An 18,538-nucleotide genomic window follows, 5' to 3' on the forward strand; every position below is an offset into this window, starting at 1 on the left:
CGACAGCAGCTCCCGCCCCAGGTCCTGGGAGGGCCGCCCGGTGCAGAGGTTGGCTGTGGTCCGTGGTCCATTGTCGCGGCTTCCCCGACGACGACGGTAATGTCAAGGGTCGGCGGGCACCCATGGGCTTGTTCGGGCACCTTCGATTTGTGACTGAACAGGTGCTGCTGTGCAGACCCCGTTGCGGGTGATGCCACCCAGGTCATCTCGTCAAATCCACCACTGGCCCATCGACGTCCACCGGCGCCACGAGGCCACCACCGAAGGGAACCCTCCATGTCCGACGACAGCATCGACCAGACGTCCGAACTCACCGCCGAGGTCGCCGCGGTGAGCGACGGCGCGCGCACCCTGTTCATCGCCGACTTCAACGACACCGCAGCGGCCCACGAGGCGTACCAGGCCCTCAAGTCGCTCGAGGACGGACGCCACTTCGCCATCGACGGTGTCATCGTCGTCAACCGCGACGCCGACGGCAAGCTCGAGATCGAGAAGGCCACCGACCACTCCACCAAGAAGGGCCTGAAGTGGGGCCTCGTGGGCGGTGCAGCCCTCGGCCTGATCTTCCCGCCGTCGATCCTCGGCAGCGCCGCGGCCCTGGGCGCCGGCGGAGCCGCGCTGGGCAAGGCCCACCAGCTCCACGACAAGATCGGGCTCGAGAAGGACCTCTCCGACGCGGTGGCCGCCGGCCACTCCGGCATCGTCGCCCTGGTGTCCGACCCCGGAGCCGTCGAGATCCGCGACGCCCTCGCCAAGGCCAACGGCATCGTCGAACACGCCGTCAGTGACGTCGTCGCCAAGGACATCCACGCCATCGCGAACGAGGTCCAGAAGGGCTGACCGACTCTGCTGCATCCGTGGCCGGGCTCAGCCTGGGCTGAGCCCGGCCACGGATGCGTTGTCCGGAGCAGACTCGGATCAGGGCGCCTGAGTTGAGACCCACGGCAGGGGTGTTGGGCATCCGAGCCGTCGTTTGACCTCTGTCAGGACGTCCAAGCAGCAGCCCTGAGAGGGGCCCCTCTACCCGGCTTGGGCCTGCGGTCCACTCGTCGCTGCGGGCATGACGAGGGCCCAGTGCGCTGGGACCGAGTCGGCATGCCCTTGCAGGTGCAGGGCAAATCGCGTCGCTGTCGAGAAAGTGAATGGGCTGGGGGCCGGGCCTGCGCTCGGTCGAGCACGTTGAGCGGGGGCGTGGTCCGCATGACGGTCTGGGAACAGGCCAGATCTCATTGCGGCGGCGTGTCAGGTGTTATGGGGGCTCCAGTACCCGGGAGGATGTGTGATGCACCACTGTCGGCCACGCGCTTCGAGGAGAACACCATGAATGCCCAGCCCGCCACCGAGCCCAGCAGGACGGCGGTCGGCGTGACCGTGTTCGCCGCCGTCATGCTGATCATGATCGGCGTCCTCCAGGCAATCCAGGGCCTGGTTGCCCTGGTCAACGACACGTTCTACGTCGCCGGGCAGGAGTACATCTTCACCTTCGACCTCACCACCTGGGGATGGATCCACATCCTCCTCGGTGTAGTGGTTGCCGTCGCGGGTTACTTCGTGCTCCAGGGCAAGGTGTGGGCGCGCACCGTCGGCGTCATCGTCGCGTCGCTCAGTGCCCTCGTCAACTTCGCCTGGCTGCCCCATTACCCGCTCTGGGGTCTTGCCATCATCGCCCTTGACGTCTTCGTGATCTGGGCGCTGACCGTCCACGGGCGGGACATCACGCGGGCCTGAATGCCCTGGTGGCGGCAGCCCCGCTGCACTGGAGCGGGCCCTGCACGGGTCCTGGGAAAGATCCGCCCCACCGCTGGCCGGGCTTCAGCTCTCGACAACTCTCGTGCTTGTCTGGAGCGGGAATGGACGTCGGCTGACGGCACCAGTACGTCGTCGCTTGGCGGACAAGCGCACCCATGTGCGGCCTCGGAATGAGCGAACGGGTGTCACCGGGCGCCGCCGACTCCCTGTTGGACGGCAAGGTGCACCTCACGCCGCCACAGGCAATGGCGCACCGATGAAGTTGTCCCTTTGCCGACGAGCCCGGAGGACCTACCCCACAGCGCTCAAGCGTTCTGGGTAACCTCGGCTCGTCACCTACAGAACGCTGACGCTGAGCTCGGCCGTGCCCCTCCAGAGCGAGCGATGGGTCAGCCGGTCGGTGGGGCGGGGTTCAGCAGTTCCTGTAGCCGGGCGATGGAGGCTGCCAGGACGACAGGGGTGGACGCCTGGTCCCCGGACGAGATCTGGGACTCGACGTCGGCGCGTGCTGCGCGCACGGCATCGCGCAGGTGCCGTGCCCGGGTAGCGCGGAGTTCGTCCGGCGCCGACGTCTCGAGGCCGGTCAGCCGGTCCTCGACGGCACTGGCACGGGCGGCGCTGACGTGCCAGCCGCCGGCGAGGGCATCGGGGGTCCCCGACTGCTGCAACTGTGGCAGCAGCTCCAGGGCCAGCCAGCGCACGTCCACCTCCGTCTCGGCTGCCTCGGCGTCCCAGGCGCTGCGTCGGCGCGCCCGGAGGATCAGGTACGCCACCAGTCCCGTCAGGACCACGGCGAGCAGCCACCAGAGCCAGGGGGGCAGCCCGCCCTCGGCGGTGTCGGTCCCAGTCGGTGCCGCCGAGGCAGTGGGCGTGGGTGTTGCGTTCTCCGTCGGCGTGGGGGTCTCGGAGGGGGTCTGCGGCACTGTCTGGGTGACGATCACCGACCTCGTCGGTCTGGGGGTTGGTGTCGGCGTGGGCTCCTGGGTCTCGGACGGTGCCTGCGAGGGTGTGGCGGTCTCGGGTACCTCGCTGCTCGGGGAGGTGCCGGGAACAGTCACGGAGGCTGACGGCAGGGTGCGGGTCGGAGACGGCAGGTTGCCCCCACCACCTCCACAGCCGCTGAGGAGCAGCACGGCGAGGATGGTCACCGGAAGGATGGACGCCCGCACTCGAGCTTCGCCTGGGGTGTGAGTGTCCATCTCAGGGCCTTCCTGTCGCGGTCACTGGCTAGGTCAAAGTCTGGGTGCGCCCGCCGCGTCGGGCATCACCCGCACCGGGTGGGGGGCACGACGGGTGGGCCGGCCCCGTAGGCCTCACCGTCATCTCGCTCAGTCCCTGATGCTCCGTCGAAGTGACTCATGGTGGTTCAGTCCGGTCTGGGTGTAGCCGCGTCGCATGTGCGGCGCGGCGGTCGCCCTCGCGGGGAGCCCCCGACTGGCTCGGCCAGCGGTGAAGTCCTGTGACCTAGTGGGTCGGCACCACATCCCACCCGAGGTCGCGGGCCTGCACAGCCTCGATCACGCTCACCCAGGGTGGGTGAAGCCCCTTCCCTTGGACGGCTGCCAGCATCCGAACACGTCGTCGGAACCGGGACGGGCCGGCCCTGGACGACTCGGACGAACGGAGCGGCAGTGACGACAAGCAGCGGAGCACAAGATCTTGAGGACACCCTGTCCACGCCGACGTCCGACGAGGTGGCGGTGATGGACGCTTGGTGGCGTGCCAACAACTACCTGACCGTTGGCCAGATCTATCTGCTGGACAACCCACTCCTTCGCGAGCCGCTGTCGTCCGACCACATCAAGCCACGTCTGTTGGGGCACTGGGGTACCAGCCCCGGCCTCGCCTTCGTCTACGTCCACGCCTCCCGCCTGATCCAGCGGACCAGTCAGCAGGCCATCTATTTGGCCGGTCCGGGGCACGGTGGCCCGGCCCTGGTCGCGGCGGGCTACCTGGAGGGCAGCTACACCGAGACCTACCCGCAGGTGACGCAGGACGGGGTCGGGATGCGGCGGCTCTTCCGGCAGTTCTCGGCCCCCGGGGGCATCCCAAGCCACGTGTCGGTCCCGACCCCGGGGTCGATCCACGAAGGCGGGGAACTCGGCTACGTGCTGGTGCACGCCTTCGGGGCGGTCATGGACAACCCGAACCTGCTCGCACTGGCGGTGGTGGGCGACGGGGAGGCCGAGACCGGCCCACTGGAGGGCTCATGGAAGGGGATCTCGTTCCTCAACCCGGAGCGGGACGGCGCCGTACTTCCCATCCTGCACCTCAATGGCGCCAAGATCGCCGGCCCGACGGTGCTTGCGCGAAAGGACCCCGCCGAGGTCCGCGCGCTGTTCGAAGGACACGGCTACGACGTGCTGGAGGTGGAGGGCGAGGACCTGCCCGGCATGCACTACCGCTTTGCGGGCGCCCTTGCGCGTGCGTGGACCGCCATCCGCCGCATCCAGGACGAGGCCCGAAGCGGCAGCTGGGACGGTTCCCGCCCGCGATGGCCGCTCATCGTGCTGCGCACGCCCAAGGGCTGGACCGGCCCCGACGTCGTCGACGGTGTACAGGTGGCGGGGACGTGGCGGGCCCATCAAGTGCCCCTGTCCGGGGTGAAGGGAGACGAGGCGCACCTGGGGCTGCTCGAGGACTGGATGCGGTCCTACCGCCCCGAGGAGCTCTTCGACGAGACCGGCGCCCCGCGGGAGGTGGTCGCACGCGCGAACCCCGAGGGAGTCCTGCGGATGAGTGCAACCCCGCACGCAAACGGGGGCCTCCTCACCCGAGACCTGGAGCTTCCCGACCTCCGCTCGTACGCCGTGCCGGTCACGGCCCCCGGGTCGTCACGAGCCGAGTCCACCCGCAAGCTGGGCGAGATGATGCGGGACGTCTACGCCGCGAACGACGACCGGTTCCGGCTGTTCTGCCCCGACGAGACCAACAGCAACCGGCTCGGTGCCGTCTTCGAGGTCACCGACCGCGCGTTCGCCGAACGGACAACCCCCGACGATGTCTCACTGTCGCGCGACGGCCGGGTCATGGAAGTGCTCTCGGAGCACAACTGCCACGGTTGGCTCGAGGGCTACACGCTCACCGGGCGCCACGGATGGTTCGCCACCTACGAGGCGTTCGCCATGGTCAGCGCATCCCAGACCATCCAGCACGGCAAGTGGCTCCAGGAGGCGGCGCACCTGCCGTGGCGGGCCAAGATCCCCAGCCTGAACATCCTGCTGACCTCAACCGCGTGGCGCAACGACCACAACGGGTTCAGCCACCAGGGACCCGGGTTGATCCAGAACGTCATCACGCAACGCGGCAATGTCGGGCGGGTCTACTTCCCGCCGGACGCGAACTGCCTCCTGTCAGTGGCGGACCACTGCTTCCGATCACGCTCGTACGTCAACCTCGTGGTCATCGACAAGCAACCCCAGCTGCAGTGGCTCTCGATCGACGACGCGGTCGAGCACTGTGCCCGTGGTGCCGGGGTGTGGACATGGGCAGGGACCGACGACGGCGAGAGCGACCCGGACATCGTCCTGGCGTGCGCCGGTGACGTCGTCACGATGGAGACCGTCGCCGCCGCGCAGATCCTGCGGGAGCGTCTGCCGGCGCTGCGTACGCGTGTGGTCAACGTCGTCGACCTCATGGCGCTGCCACGTCCCACGGACCACCCCCACGGCATGGAGGACACGCTGTTCCGGGAGCTCTTCACGGACCACGTTGACGTCGTGTTCGCCTTCCACGGCTACCCGGGAGCCATCCACCAGCTCGTCCACGGGCGCCCCGATGCGGACCGGTTCAGGGTACGTGGCTTCATCGAGGAAGGCACCACCACGACGCCCTTCGACATGGTCGTACTGAACCGCGCTTCTCGCTTCCACCTCGTCATCGATGCCATCAACAACGCGCGCCGGACGCCGGCCGGGGCGGCCGAGCTCAAGACCTGGTGCCACCAGCGCCTGGCCGAGCACGAGGCTTACGTGGTGGAGCACCTCGAGGACATGCCAGATATCCGGGACTGGACCCTCAACGAAGGCTAGGTACCACGATGAACGTCCCGTTGGCTCGCGGAGTGCATATGGAGGGACCTGTCGACACCTTCGAGGTTTCGGTGCCTTGTCGTGTGGAGCCGGCACCCAGTCGCCGGGGCCCCGTCATCCGGCCACCCGCGTCGGGTGGTGCCCTAGGGTTCGCCGACAAAGCATGCTGCAGGCGATGCTTTGCGCTCCCAGGGAGGGACAACCCGTGACCCCACCAACTCCGCCGGTCCCCGCCGTCGTCACGTCGCCCGACTCGACGGCCTGGCACACCCTCACCGTCGAGGAGGTGCTCCAGCGCGTCGACGTCGACCCGCAGCGCGGCCTGACGTCGGGCGAGGCTGAGGAGCGGTCCGCACGGTTCGGGCCGAACCGCTTCACCGCGGGGAAGTCCGAGACCCGGCTGCATGCGTTCCTGCGGCAGTACGCCGACCCGATGCAAGTGGTGCTCCTGGTTGCCGGAGTGGGCAGTCTCTACCCACTGAAGGAGTGGGGCACGGGCCTCCTCCTCCTCTCACTGACCGTGTTCAACGCGGTGCTCGGCCTGCGTCAGGAGGGCAAGGCCGCCGAAGCGGTGGCAGCCCTGCAGAAGATGATGATCGTCAAGGCTCGAGTCACCCGTGACGGGCAGCTGGCCCAGTTACCGGCAGAGGAGCTGGTGCCCGGCGACGTCATCGCGATCGAAGCCGGCGACATCGTCCCGGCCGACGGGCGGCTGCTCCACGCGGCGACGTTGGAGGTCGCCGAGTCCGCACTCACCGGTGAGAGCCTGCCCGTGTCAAAGGGGACGGCCGCGGTCGACCAGGTGGACACCCCATTGGGGGATCGGAACGACATGGTGTTCATGAACACCAACGTGACGCGGGGCTCCGGCGTGTTCGTGGTCGTCGCCACCGGGATGAACACCGAGGTCGGCCACATCTCGGGGATGCTGCAGTCGACGACCGAGTCCAAGACGCCGCTGACCCGACAGCTGGACCACCTCACCCGGCAGATCTTCCTGATCGCCGGGCTGGCACTCCTGGTGTCGGTGGTCATCAACCTCGCCCGCGGGGAGACCTTCACGGCGATCTTCCACGCGGCGGTGGCCTTCGCCATCGGGGCCCTGCCCGAGAACATGCCCGCGGTCGTCACGACGATCCTGGCCTACGGCACCCAGGCGTTGGCCAAGGTCGGCGCGATCATGAAGCGGCTCCAGTCGACGGAGACCCTGGGATCCACCTCGGCGATCAACTCGGACAAGACCGGCACCCTCACCCTGAACGAGATGACTGCCGTGCAGATGGCCTTGGTCGGCCGGCGCTACGCGATCGAAGGATCCGGGTACTCCACACAGGGCCGTATCACCCACGTCGGCGGTCAGGGCGAGATCCCCTTGGATCCCTTCCTCCTGCCGATGGTGTTGGCATCCGACGCCGTCCTGGGCGACGGTGGCCTAATCGGTGACCCCACCGAGGGTGCGCTCGTGGCACTGGCCGCGAAGGGTGGCGTGGACGCCGTCTCGACCCGTCAGGCCTATCCTCGTGTGGCGCTTCTCCCGTTCGACGCCGCCTACAAGCTCATGGCCACGTTCCACGAGATGACCGACGAAGCGGGTGCACCGGTGGTGCGCTGCTACGTCAAGGGCGCCCCAGACGAACTGCTGGCGCGGGCAGCGACGGTGCACGACGCCGACGCAGGCGCCGTTCCCGCCGATGCCACCTTCCGCGAGCGTTACCTCGACGAGAACACCCGGATGGGGGCGGACGGCCTGCGGGTGCTGGCCACGGCACGGAAGGACTTCGACGCAGCGAACTTCGACCCCTCGGCCGACCTGCTGGCGCTGGTCGCGGACGGCCTGGAACTGATGGCACTGGTCGGGATCGTCGACCCGCCCCGGCCCACCGCCCGCGCCTCCATCGAGACCGCGACAGCCGCCGGCATCAGGGTGCGGATGATCACCGGCGACCACGCGGTGACCGCCGGGGCGATCGCGCGCCAGCTGGGCATCGACGGCACCGTCATGACCGGGGCGGAGTTCGGCGCCCTGGACGACGACGCCGTGCTCGCGCGGATCGACGACGTCGGGGTCATCGCCCGGGTCACCCCCGAGGACAAAGTGCGTCTCGTCGACCTGCTCAAACGGCAGGGTCAGATCGTGGCGATGACCGGTGACGGCGTCAACGACGCGCCAGCGCTGAAGAGGGCGGACATCGGCATCGCCATGGGGATCACCGGCACCGAGGTCGCCAAGGACGCCGCGGTCATGGTGCTGACCGATGACAACTTCTCCACGATCGTCAAGGCGGTGGAACTGGGAAGGGGGCTCTACGACAACCTGGTCAAGTACGTTCGCTTCCAGATGGGCTGCCTCTTCGGCTTCATCGTGTCCTTCCTGGGCGCGGCCATCTTCAACCTCGCCGGTGGGATCCCGTTCCTGCCGCTGCAGACCCTGTGGATCAACTTCACCACCATGCTCTTCCAGGCGGTCGGTCTGGGTTACGGCGAGCCGGGTGCCGGGCTGATGGAGCGCCGACCGCGCGATCCCGAGGAACCGATCCTTCCGCGGCCCACCATGATGTGGCTCGTGAGCATCGGCCTGATCATGGGCGTCGCCACGCTCGCCGTCATCAGCTGGGCAGAGCAAGCCTTCGACCGTCCGGTGGCCCTGACCATGGGCGTGGTCACCTTCTCGCTGGCCAGTCTGCTGTTCTCCCTGGCCACGAGGGATGAGTCCCGCACAGTGTTCACCCTCGACACGCTGGCCGACAAGACGTTGGTCCGGTCCACCGCCGCCTCGGTGACGGTCCTTGTCTTGACGACCGTGCTCGCACCCCTGCAGGCCTTCCTCGAGACGGTCGCCCTCGACACCGGGCAGTGGCTCGTCTGCCTCGGGGCGGCGCTGCCCGTCCTGATCGCCTCCGAGATCCGGGTCGTGGTGCGGCACAGGCGTGCTCCTACCCCCGCGCTGTGACCGACCTGGACGTGGGCGTCCCTTGCGTTCACGTCCCGTAGGTGCGCCTGCTGTCGTTCGAGCGCGGAAGGACTCTGGGACGCCCAGATGCTTCTCGCTTCCTCAGGAGCGGCGCGTGGCGGCGTGGTCCAAGGCCGTGCCATCCCGGCGCCGCTAAGGATCACGACATCCCACGACTTGACCCCCGCGAGCTGCAGTGCCGCCATGACCGACATCGTCCTGGTGGCAGGTGCGGTTGACAAATCCCATGGAGCAGGCACCAACTGGGCGTGCCGTCGGGTGCGAGTTCCGAGGCTAGGGAAGGGTCGGTCGCACCGCCTCGGTGCCGTAGGGCAACGTCATCCAGGCGTCTCCGCACGCCGATCGTATGACGAGTCGGCATCAGTGCCAGACGGTCGGTATGCGCACCATCATGCGGTCGACGTCGTCCGGGTCGACCCTGATGACCCGGGGACCGCTGCGGTAGGCGGGCAGGTCCCCATGCGCGACTCTTCTGCGTAGGGTGCGGATGCTCAGCCCGGTGCGCTGTGCGGCTGAGGACAGGGACTCGAACTCTCGGTGGACTTTCGTGGTCATGTCTACCTCCTGCAGTCCTAAAGCCCGCTGAGTGGCGTCTGTGGACACGTGTCGGGAGATCCGCTGGTCCACGACTTGCGCAGTCAGAGGACGAAGCGAGCGTGTGGTGGGTCATCGCGACATGCCCGGTCCTCGGGGTTGGGGACGGTGGACCGGGCTGTTGCGCCGGGCCTGGGTGGCGCGGTCGTGTGGGTCGCGGCTGTCCTCGAGGCGGGCGTCCGGCTCCGGGACCGTCGCTGGCGCCTGAGGTACCGACCAGGTGGGCGGCTCGGGCGCGTCAGGGTCCGTTGGGTCGGGCAGGTGGCGTTGGATGCGCCACCAGAGGGCTGATGCGGCGTGGTCGTCGGGCAGGGGCACCCCGGGATTGGTGGCGGTGTGGATCAAAGCATGTGCGTCGACGCCGGTCGCGGAGAGCTCGGCGAGGTGTTCGGCCAGGTGCGGGGTGTAGTCGTCGCGCCGGGTGGCGGGGACCAGGGTGTGGATGAGCCTGGTCCAGTCTGCGACGGTGGCGGTGCCTCTGCTGCGGAGGCGGGTGTCGAGCTCGTGCTGCCAAAGGTGCTGGGCTTTGGCGGGTTGTGTCGGGCCGGTGGGTCGGTGGTCACTGTTCGGGACGGCGTTGGCGGCTCGCCAGACAGCGAGATCTCCGAGCAGGTTGGGGTCGGGCAGTGATCGACCCGGGGCCCACCAGGTCGGAGTGTTCGGCGTGTCGGTGGCTTGCTGGCGTACCTGGGCGGCGAGGGTGGTGACCAGGTCGGACCGGGCGGTCAGGTACGTGCCCCAGTGCGGGTCGCTCTGGAGGGGCTCGGGTATGCCGGGGAGCCAGGGGAGTGGTCCCGTATCCGCCGTGTTGGGGTCGGGCAGGCGCCAGTCGAGCACGGCGGCGCGGTCGTCGGCGGTGTCCAGCTCTCGGGCGCTGGCCGCGGCCTTGATGGCCATCAGCGGGTCGGCGCCGTCGGCGGCGAGCAGGATGAGGTGGGCGCGCAGGGTTGGCCAGGCGGGGTCGTCGGCGATGTTCGGCAGGAGTCGGTCGGCGCCGGTCTCGATGTGGGCGAGGGCGGTGGTGCCGAGGTGGTGTTCGGCGGCGACGTGGATGGCGTCGAGGTAGCGGGCGGTCGCGGCGCCGAGCCGCAGCGTGGGGGAGGCCTGAGTACGGGCGGTGGTGGTGGCCGAGACGGGTGCGTCGTCGCGGGCCAGGATGCCTTCGAGGATGTCGGTCGCGGTTCGCGGGTGAACGTTGTCCGGCTGCAGGATCGCGTGCGGGTCGCCGTCGCCGACGACCTGGAGGTAGAGGTGGTTGGCGGCGGAGCCGCGGGTCAGCATCGTGTAAAGCTGCTGGCGGGTCTCCTCGCCGGTGGCCAGTCCGTGGACGGTGTCCACGGAGATGCCCTGGGCGCCGTGGATGGTACTCGCGTACCCGAGCTCGGTTGATCCGCGCACGTAGTCGGCGGGGAGGGTCACCGACTTGCCAGCGCGTTGGTGGTGCACGGAGAGGGACCCGTCGTGGTGGACGTTCTGGACGGTCCACCGGTCGCCGTTCTTGACACAGTCGTTCACACCCAGCCGGAGCCGGCGGTCGTTGGATCGGGTGACGATGGTGTCACCGCCATACGCCGTGTTGCCGTCTGCCAGGGGCGCCCCTGGCCCGGGATCTCTCCCGGCGAGGCGGTGGTCTTGCGCTTGGCTGTTGAGCTGTGAGACGAGGTCGCGGGTGGGGGCGAGCATCAGCGCGTCGAGGCCTTGTTGACGGTCGGTGGCCCAGGCGGTGAACACGTTTGTGGTGATGGTGGCGAGGTCGCCGACGTGGACCCGGTCGTGGTCGAGGTAGAACCCGAGCGCTTCGGTGCGCCCTTCGCGCAGGGCGAGGGAGGCGGTGCCTTCGACGGGGTCGGTGAACCGCATCAGCTCGTGAAGGTGCAGGGCGCCGTGGGTAGCGGCGATGTCGCGTAGGACGCCGCCGGCGCCGATCGCGGCGAGTTGTTGGGTGTCGCCGATGAGGCGGACCTGCCCGCCGCGGGCGGTGACGAACTGGACGGCGGTGTCCAGGGTGAGGGTGTCGGCCATCCCGGCCTCGTCGATGACCACCAACGTGCGTGGCCCCACTGCTTGAGCCCAGTCGGGGAGGTCGTCGTGGGCGAGGGACCAGGTGAGCTTGGCGAGGGTGTCGGTGGTGGCGCCGGTCTGCTCGCGCAGGACGGCTGCGGCGGCGGCGGAGGGTGCGAGCCCGAGGACGGTGCCGCCGTCCTCGACCCACGACGCGGCCAGCGCCCGCATGGCGGTGGTCTTCCCGGTCCCGGCGGGGGCGATGGCGAGCTGGAGCCGGTGACCGGAGGTGGCCATGCCGGTGACGAGGGCGGTTTGTCCGGGGTTGAGGGTGCTCCCGTTGGCGGCCTGCTCGAGCAGGGCCAGGTCGACCGCGTCCGGGCTGGCGCGGTGTCCGTCGGCGAGGCCGGCGGTGTGCACGAGCCGCTGCTCCGCGGCGAGGATGTCCTGGCTGGTGTAGACCGCGGATCCGGCGATCTCGTACACGCTGGACCCATCCTGGCGACGCAGCTCCGGCGGTTCCTCAACGCCGTCCCCACGGGGGGTCAGACGCACGGAGGCAATGGTCAGGGTGTGGTCGGTGACCAGGTCCACGACCTGCTCGACCTGGGCGGCGGGCAGGTTCGCGGCGCGGACCTGACGGTGGGCTTCGCCGCGTACGTGCCAGACCTGCCAGGTGGAGCAGCGGGCCGCGATCTCGTCGCGGACACGCGTGGCGGTGTCCCGCACCCATGCTGCATCGACCGTGGCAGCGGGCGCTGCGTGGCCTCGCGCGGCGGACAGGGCCGACGTGATCATGTCGGTGACCCCGTGGGGGCCGCCAAGGACCTCTTCCGCCTGCTCGCGCCAGGCGGCGCGTTGCTCGCTCAGGGTGCGGGGTTCGTGTTTGGCCTCTCGGGTCTCCAGGGTGGCCTGTTGGGCGAGCTGGATGGCCTCGACCACGCTGGGTGGGCGGCCGTGGTCGCTCTGGAAGGTGGTGGCCAGCTCGCCGCGGCGGGCCTGGATCGCGGCGCGGCGGGTGGACCAGCGCTGGTTCAGGGCAGGGTCGACCCCGACGACCTCACGGATCGGGCGTTTCCCGGGTTCGGTGCCGGGCCGCTGCGCGAAGGTCAGTCCGAGCCGGGTGCGCAGGTGCTTCTCCAGGGCGGTGTTGTAGGTCTCTGACGCGGTGACCTTGGCCTTGAACAGGATCCGCCCGTCGATGGCCAGCCACTTCCCGGACAAGGTTTGCACTTTGTTCGCGACCGCGACGTGGGTGTGCAGGTCGGGGTCCCCGGCGCGGGAGTCGCGGTGGGTGAACGCGGCCGCGACCAGCCCGGTCACGTCCACCTGACGCACCCCGTTGGTGCCCTCACGGGTGTACAGGGCGTGCTTGTCGATGAAGGCCAACGCGTCGGTGACGGCGTCGTGGTGGGCGATCTCGATCTGCGCCGCGACCTCCGGTGGGGCGATCGCCCACAACGTGCTGACCGACTTCACCGGGGAGAACGTCAGGTCGAACCCGCCCACCGCGCTCGTGCGCGGCCTTGACAGCCTCGCGACCGCCCCGGACAGCTCCCGGGCATCCCGGGGGTCGCGGCCGTGCTCGGCACGGAAGAACTCGGCGGCGACCTGGGAGCGGATCCGGGCCCGATCGGCAGCAGCGACGGGGTAGTCGCGGGGGTGCCCCAGGGAGGCCGCGTGGTCCTCGATGCGCTTCGCGACCTGCACCTGGAACGCCGTCGCCCCGGACGTGTAGACCTTGTACGGCACCCCCAGCCGTCGCGCGGCACGGTTGTCCCTCTCGGTCAGGCCGGGCCCCGCCAGGGACTCCTCGCGCAGCTCGGCCAGGGGGTGCAGCCCGAACCCGAACAGCAGCCGCATCTGCTGCGCGGTGACCTCGTCCCCGACCGCCAGGCCGTCGATCCCGGCCATCCCGGACCCCACCCACCGCCCCGGAGTTTCACCCCGCTCGGAGTAGTAGGTCGCCAGCGTGGTGCGGGGCCTGCCGGCGCGGTCGTGAGCGGCCACCTGCCGCGTCAGGTACGTGTAGCCGGTCCCGGCGGTGAGCTTGTGCAAAGACATGGCCATACTTCCCTACGCCATCGGGAGGGGTCGTTGGGGCCACTAGTTACCGAATCGTTACCGACAATGCACCGGGTGTGCAGTCGACGAGCATTTCGTTTGGGGGTTCTGCTGGCCAGATCGCGGCGTCGGGGAGGAGCTTTCTCGGGGGTGTCGAGGTCGCGCGGCCGAGGTGAGCGACGTGGTGGTGCAGCGCGTCCTCGGGGGAATCGAGGTGCGCGGGCCGGGTCAGCCTGCCTTCAGTCGGCCCCGCGGCGGCGAATGGCCAAAGGGAGGCGTCGGTGACGGGTCGCGTGCGCTCAGCCCCGATCCCCGTTGGTGGATCAGGCCGAGTCGGGTTCTAGTACTTGCGCAAGTCGGGCCGCGCCGCTGCTTCGCCAGGTGCCGGGTTGAGTCACCTTTGCCAGGAACGTTCGCGATCGAATACCGTGCGCGAAAGGACGGTGGCGAGCAGAGATCCGATGGCTGCACCGATGAGCAGGTTGATGACGGCGGCGCACACCTGAACCGCGAGGTCGTCGCCTCGGGTGAACGGCATGACGACCGCTGCGGCCGTCAGGAGGCCCACAATCCAGGAGAAGAACGCACGTGGGGTCGGCGTGGTCAGGGTCAGGACGTGTGCCAGTCCGGTCGCGACGAGGGCAAATAGGGCTGCAGTGAGGGCGTAGTTCCCCACGAAGGTGTCGGTCACGTCGAGGACCGCCGCCGAAGCGGCGACTTCTACGTCCAGCAGGGCGCGACAAATCAGGGTTCCCAGCCATGCGATGAGTGCTGCAACGCCTGCGGTAGCCAAGCCGCCAGCCCAAAGCCGCTTCCAGTCCAGAACGACTTCGCCCTGCTCCACCATGGTCGCCACGTCCTCACAGTTGTGCACTCATATCCGCGGGCTGAACGACTTGATGAGCGATGGTGCGTGGCTGCCTCTCGCCGTGGCGGCCTACGCGTGCTCCTCATCGTCGCTGAGGGATCCCTCGGGCGAGAGCTCGAACAGCCAGTATGCCGTCCAGGCCACGACAGCGGCACCCGTACGCAGGGTCAGTGATCGGTGGGCCGATCAGCTGATGACCGTCGCTTCGGACGACCCGCGGTCGATCAGCGGTGCACTCTGGGCCGTTCTCGACACGGGAAGGTCACCCGGTGAGGCCGGTTTCGGGGGACACGACGTCGCACCCGCCAACTGCTGGTCATCGTGACAGCGATTCCCTGCGGCGCCCGAAGAACGGCGGCACACCCCGCGAGGCGCCATGATGCACATCGGAAACCCCGGTAGCTGTCCGCGTGTACCTTCGTGGCTCATTTGCCCGTGATGACGACGTCGCCGAAGCAGAGCGTCAAACTCCGGCACGAGGGTGTCGCCGCGCAGGCGCCCGGCAGCGATCGCGAGGGTGGCCACCAGGTTCTCCCTGCCTCCGATCGCAGCTCGGTGACCGGCCCCGCGCTCCCGTTAGCACGATGGGGATGTCGATGCCCTCGAGGAGGAAGCTGAGGGCGGATGCCGTGTTTGCCATCGTGTCCGCGCCGTGCACTGGTGTTCCTCCTTCCGGATCAGGCGGACCGCCTTACGGTGTGTTTGTCTGCGGGCGTATGGCGTGCTGGACCTTGTGAGGTCCGAGTGTGCGGCGAGTGCCGCGGCCGAGTCCGCCAAGCAAGACCGTGGCGCTCCTCTGCCGGCCGAAGAGGGGGGCGTCTGCGACGCGGCCGATGGGTGACGTCGCGCCGGGAACGATGATGTCGCCGGGGCCTGACGTAACGGCTGGAAGTCGTTCACCCCGTCCGGGTGACCCCCGCGCGTGGGCCCGCCGTCAGACTCGGGGAGAGCGGCATCCGGCACTGAAAGGGCGAGGTCATGGCACGCAGGTCGAACAGGGCGGGAACCATCGGGCTGGTCGTCATGGTGGCGGGGGTGATCTTCGCCGTCGCGGGAGTCGTCACGTGGTTCGTCGTGGCCGACCAGCTCGCCGCGGAGAACATCACGGTCTCCGAGGACGCCGCGTTCCTCGCGGGCAGCGACGTCACAGGGCCGTTCGCCGCGTATGCCGAGGCCCAGGTCATCAACCAGCACGCGCTCGAGGCGACGGGGGGCAAGACCTACGCAGAGCTCGAGCGCGATGACCCCGCCCGCGAGACCGCGATGCAGGCGTCGTTCCTGCGGGCCTCGCTCTTCACCTCGGTCGTCGCGTTCGGTGTCGCAGCACTGGCGACCGTGCTCGGCATCCTGCTTGTCCTCATCGGGTGGGCGCTGCGCGACCGGGAGAGCGCTGCAGACGTCACCAGCGCCGTGGTGACGCCGACGCAGACCGGTCCCGGCGCGTCGTGACGTCGGACATTCCCACCTCCGTGAGACGTGTCGGCACCAGCGTGCGCCGACGTGAGGTCCCAGTCCCTGCGGCAGGGTGTTGCGCACCGCTGCGCCCACGGGCAGGAAGGGTCCGCATTGTCACCCGCCTCCACCCCCGCCGCCGACCTATCGCAGTTGCTGTCGCCGGACTCCTGCTCGTGGCCCTGGCCGGATGCAGCGGCGACAGCCCGGACGGCGTGAGCGCCGCGCAGGCCAAGGTGACCGCCAAGGAGAAGGCGGTCACCGAGGCCGAAACGGCCGCGACGGCTGCAGCGGCGGAGTTCTGCTCGGCGAGCACGACGTACGTCACGGCCATCGACCGGTACGGCGACGTCCTCAACGCGACGGCACCGACCGTCGGTGACGTCACGGATGCGGGCAGTGACCTCGAGGAGCCGGGCAAGGACGCGCTGGAGGCAGCATCGGAGGTGGTCGAGAGCCGGGAGGCGCTGACGGCTGCCGAGCAGGAGTTGGCGGAGGCGCAGGCCGAGCTGGCGGCGGCGCAGGCCTCGGCTGCGGGCACGACCCCCTCGGCCGTGCCGTCGAGTGAGGCCCCCAGTCCCACGCCGACGCCGGCGAGTGTCACGCGTGTGCAGGAGGCCGAGGCCGAGCTCGCGGCCGCCCAGGCAGGGATCACCGACCAGACGCCACTGGCGCAGGCGTCCGAGCAGTTCAACGCCGCGGCCGTCGCCCTGGAGATGGCCTGGCTCCAGCTCATCGGGGACAGTGGGTGCCTCAGTGACGCCCAGCAGGACAAGGCGGCCACGGCCGTGAGCTCGTACACCAAGACCCTCCAGCAGGCGTTGGCTGACGCCGGCTACTACGAGGGGAAGGTCGACGGGGTCTACGGACCGGCGACGGTAGCGGCCGTGCAGGCCCTGCAGAAGGCCAACGGACTCCCACAGACCGGCACGCTCGACAAGGCGACCGAGCAGGCGCTGCGCTCCGAGCTCGCGGCCAAGGGCGGAGCCGCCGCCCAGGAGGAGACGGCGTCGACGGCAGCCGTGCAGCAGACCCTGAAGCTCGCGGGCTACTGGGACGGCCCGGTCGACGGGCAGTGGACCGAAGAGCTCACGGCCGCGCTCGAGTCGTTGCAGAAGGACCTCGGGGTCAAGGTCACCGGAACCGTCGACGCAGCCACGATCGCGGCACTCGAGAAGGCCATCGCCGAGCTGGGTGCCACGCCCTCGCCCATCCCGACTCCCAGTCCGACGGGCAGCCCGCAGCCGTCGGCGACGAGCTGACCATGGCGCCGGACCCGACTGCTGAGCAGGTTGGACCGGCGACTGCGTCGGCACGCGGTGTCCTCGCGGCGACCTGCCTGTCCACCCTCATCGTCAACGCCAACACGTCGGCGGTGAGTATCCTGCTGCCCGCGATCAGCGCCGACACGGGCATGGACGTCACGACCCTGCAGTGGGCGGTCACCGGCTACTCGCTCGTGGGGGCCGCGGTCATCGTCACGTCGGGCTCCCTCGGCGACGTCTTCGGCCGCAAACGGGTCTTCCAGCTGGGCCTGCTGCTGTTCGTCGTGTCGTGCGTGTTCATCGGGCTGTCGTCCTCCGGGGAGGCAGTCATCGCCGGCCGGTTCGTCCAAGGCGCCGCAGGGGCCACGATCCTGGCCTGTGGCCTCAGCCTGCTGTCGGTGGCCAACAGCGGGCAGGAGCAGCTTCGCGCGGTGTCCCTGTGGGGTGCCGCTGCCGCCGTGGGTGCCGCCGCGGGTCCGCTCCTCGGCGGCGTCCTCGTCGAGGTGACGGGATGGCAGGGACTGTTCTGGGTCGGCGCCCTGGTCGCGCTCGCCTGCATGGTCCTGACGTGGAAGACGGTGTCGGAGTCCAAGGACGAGAACCGTTCGAGGTCCATCGACTTCGCCGGTTCGGGGTTGATCGCACTGACCCTCGGCCCGGTGATCCTCGCGCTGAGCAAGGGCAGTGCGTGGGGCTGGGTGTCGCCCGCCACGATCGGGTGCCTCGCCGTCGGGGTCGCCGCCGGGTTCGCGTTCGTCGTGGTGGAGAAGCGCGTGGCCGTGCCCATGCTCGACCTCGGCCTGCTGCGCAACCGGGTCCTGGTCGGCTCGACCGTTGCCATCCTCATCGGGGCCGGGACCATCAACGGCCTGATGTACCTGGTCAGCCTCTACTTCCAGGACCCTGCCACCCTCGGGTTCTCGCCCCTGCAGGCCGGGCTGGCCACCCTGCCCGCCACCGTCGGGCTGGTCGCGGTGGCACCACTCGTGCCGCGCCTGGCCAAGAGGCTCGGCGGCCGCCAGGTGATCGGCATCGGCTTCCTCATCACGGCGATCGGCTTCGCCGCCGTGGGTCTCGTGGAGTCGTCCTGGACGTACGGCGCGTTCGTCCTGCCACTCATCGCGATCGCCGTCGGGATGGGGCTGAGCAACGGCCCGTCCTCGTCGGCGTCCACGGCGTGCGTGCCCGCGGAGCAGGTCGGGTCGGCATCCGGTGTCTCCAACATGGCCCGCTACGTCGGCGCGGCGGTCGCCACCGCGCTGGCCGCGACGATCTACGGCGCCGTGATCGCGGACCGCACCGCGCAAGGGGAGTCGACGGCCGACGCCCTCGCGGCCGGACTGGGGACCGCGGCCTGGGTGATGGCGGCCTTCAGCGTGGCGGGTGTCGTCATGGCCGTCGTCATGGGTCGCCACCCCGCGGCGACCGGCACCCTGGACGACTCGGCCGCTTCCGCCGCCGCGCACACCCACACGCTGCCCACGTCGGCAACGGCGCGGGCGGCAGCGGGTGCCGGCCCTGAATGAGCAGACATGAGTGAGCA

The 18,538-nt window shown here is 69.6% G+C and carries 11 protein-coding genes; 7 read left to right on the forward strand and 4 right to left on the reverse strand.

Going from position 1 to position 18,538, the window contains the following annotated elements; genetic code table 11:
- Positions 1-276: 276 nt before the first annotated feature.
- The gene (locus ABD899_RS14315) at positions 277-840 is read left to right on the forward strand and encodes a hypothetical protein (protein WP_345207185.1); all 564 of its coding nucleotides are present in this window, start codon (positions 277-279) and stop codon (positions 838-840) included.
- 480 nt (positions 841-1,320) lie between these two features.
- Positions 1,321-1,728 carry a DUF7144 family membrane protein gene (locus tag ABD899_RS14320; protein WP_345207187.1) on the forward strand — a complete coding sequence of 136 codons (408 nt, stop codon included), beginning with the start codon at positions 1,321-1,323 and terminating at the stop codon, positions 1,726-1,728.
- 410 nt (positions 1,729-2,138) lie between these two features.
- On the opposite strand, the gene ABD899_RS14325 is transcribed toward ABD899_RS14320, so the two are convergent.
- Entirely contained in the window at positions 2,139-2,690 is a 552-nt protein-coding gene (locus ABD899_RS14325) for a hypothetical protein (RefSeq protein ID WP_345207189.1), read from the reverse strand.
- Between the two features lie 690 nt (positions 2,691-3,380).
- Here ABD899_RS14325 and ABD899_RS14330 point away from each other — a divergent pair.
- Positions 3,381-5,780: a phosphoketolase family protein gene (locus ABD899_RS14330; protein WP_345207191.1), complete on the forward strand. Its 2,400-nt coding sequence runs from the start codon at positions 3,381-3,383 to the stop codon at positions 5,778-5,780.
- 175 nt (positions 5,781-5,955) lie between these two features.
- Positions 5,956-8,730, forward strand: a complete 2,775-nt coding sequence (locus tag ABD899_RS14335) for a cation-translocating P-type ATPase (protein ID WP_345207226.1) — start codon at positions 5,956-5,958, stop codon at positions 8,728-8,730.
- Positions 8,731-9,417: 687 nt separating this feature from the next.
- On the opposite strand, the gene mobF is transcribed toward ABD899_RS14335, so the two are convergent.
- From mobF to ABD899_RS18980, 3 genes are all read right to left on the reverse strand, one after another.
- Positions 9,418-13,410, reverse strand: a complete 3,993-nt coding sequence (gene mobF / locus ABD899_RS14345; RefSeq protein ID WP_345207195.1) for a MobF family relaxase — start codon at positions 13,408-13,410, stop codon at positions 9,418-9,420.
- 394 nt (positions 13,411-13,804) lie between these two features.
- Positions 13,805-14,257 (reverse strand): DUF6069 family protein, encoded by a 453-nt coding sequence (locus ABD899_RS14350; protein ID WP_345207228.1) that lies wholly within the window; start codon positions 14,255-14,257, stop codon positions 13,805-13,807.
- 484 nt (positions 14,258-14,741) lie between these two features.
- Positions 14,742-14,936, reverse strand: a complete 195-nt coding sequence (locus ABD899_RS18980) for an asparaginase domain-containing protein (RefSeq protein ID WP_425474979.1) — start codon at positions 14,934-14,936, stop codon at positions 14,742-14,744.
- Positions 14,937-15,256: 320 nt separating this feature from the next.
- Between ABD899_RS18980 and ABD899_RS14355 the strand changes: the two genes are divergently transcribed.
- The 3 genes from ABD899_RS14355 to ABD899_RS14365 all read left to right on the forward strand — a co-directional run bounded on the left by ABD899_RS14355 (position 15,257) and on the right by ABD899_RS14365 (position 18,521).
- Positions 15,257-15,727 carry an aromatic ring-opening dioxygenase LigA gene (locus tag ABD899_RS14355; RefSeq protein ID WP_345207197.1) on the forward strand — a complete coding sequence of 157 codons (471 nt, stop codon included), beginning with the start codon at positions 15,257-15,259 and terminating at the stop codon, positions 15,725-15,727.
- Between the two features lie 218 nt (positions 15,728-15,945).
- A complete protein-coding gene (locus ABD899_RS14360) occupies positions 15,946-16,992 on the forward strand; it encodes a peptidoglycan-binding domain-containing protein (RefSeq protein ID WP_345207199.1) in 1,047 nt (348 codons plus the stop codon).
- Between the two features lie 2 nt (positions 16,993-16,994).
- Positions 16,995-18,521 (forward strand): MFS transporter, encoded by a 1,527-nt coding sequence (locus ABD899_RS14365; protein WP_345207201.1) that lies wholly within the window; start codon positions 16,995-16,997, stop codon positions 18,519-18,521.
- Positions 18,522-18,538: the final 17 nt, after the last annotated feature.

This window comes from Fodinibacter luteus, assembly GCF_039541575.1.
GTDB lineage: Bacteria > Actinomycetota > Actinomycetes > Actinomycetales > Dermatophilaceae > Fodinibacter > Fodinibacter luteus.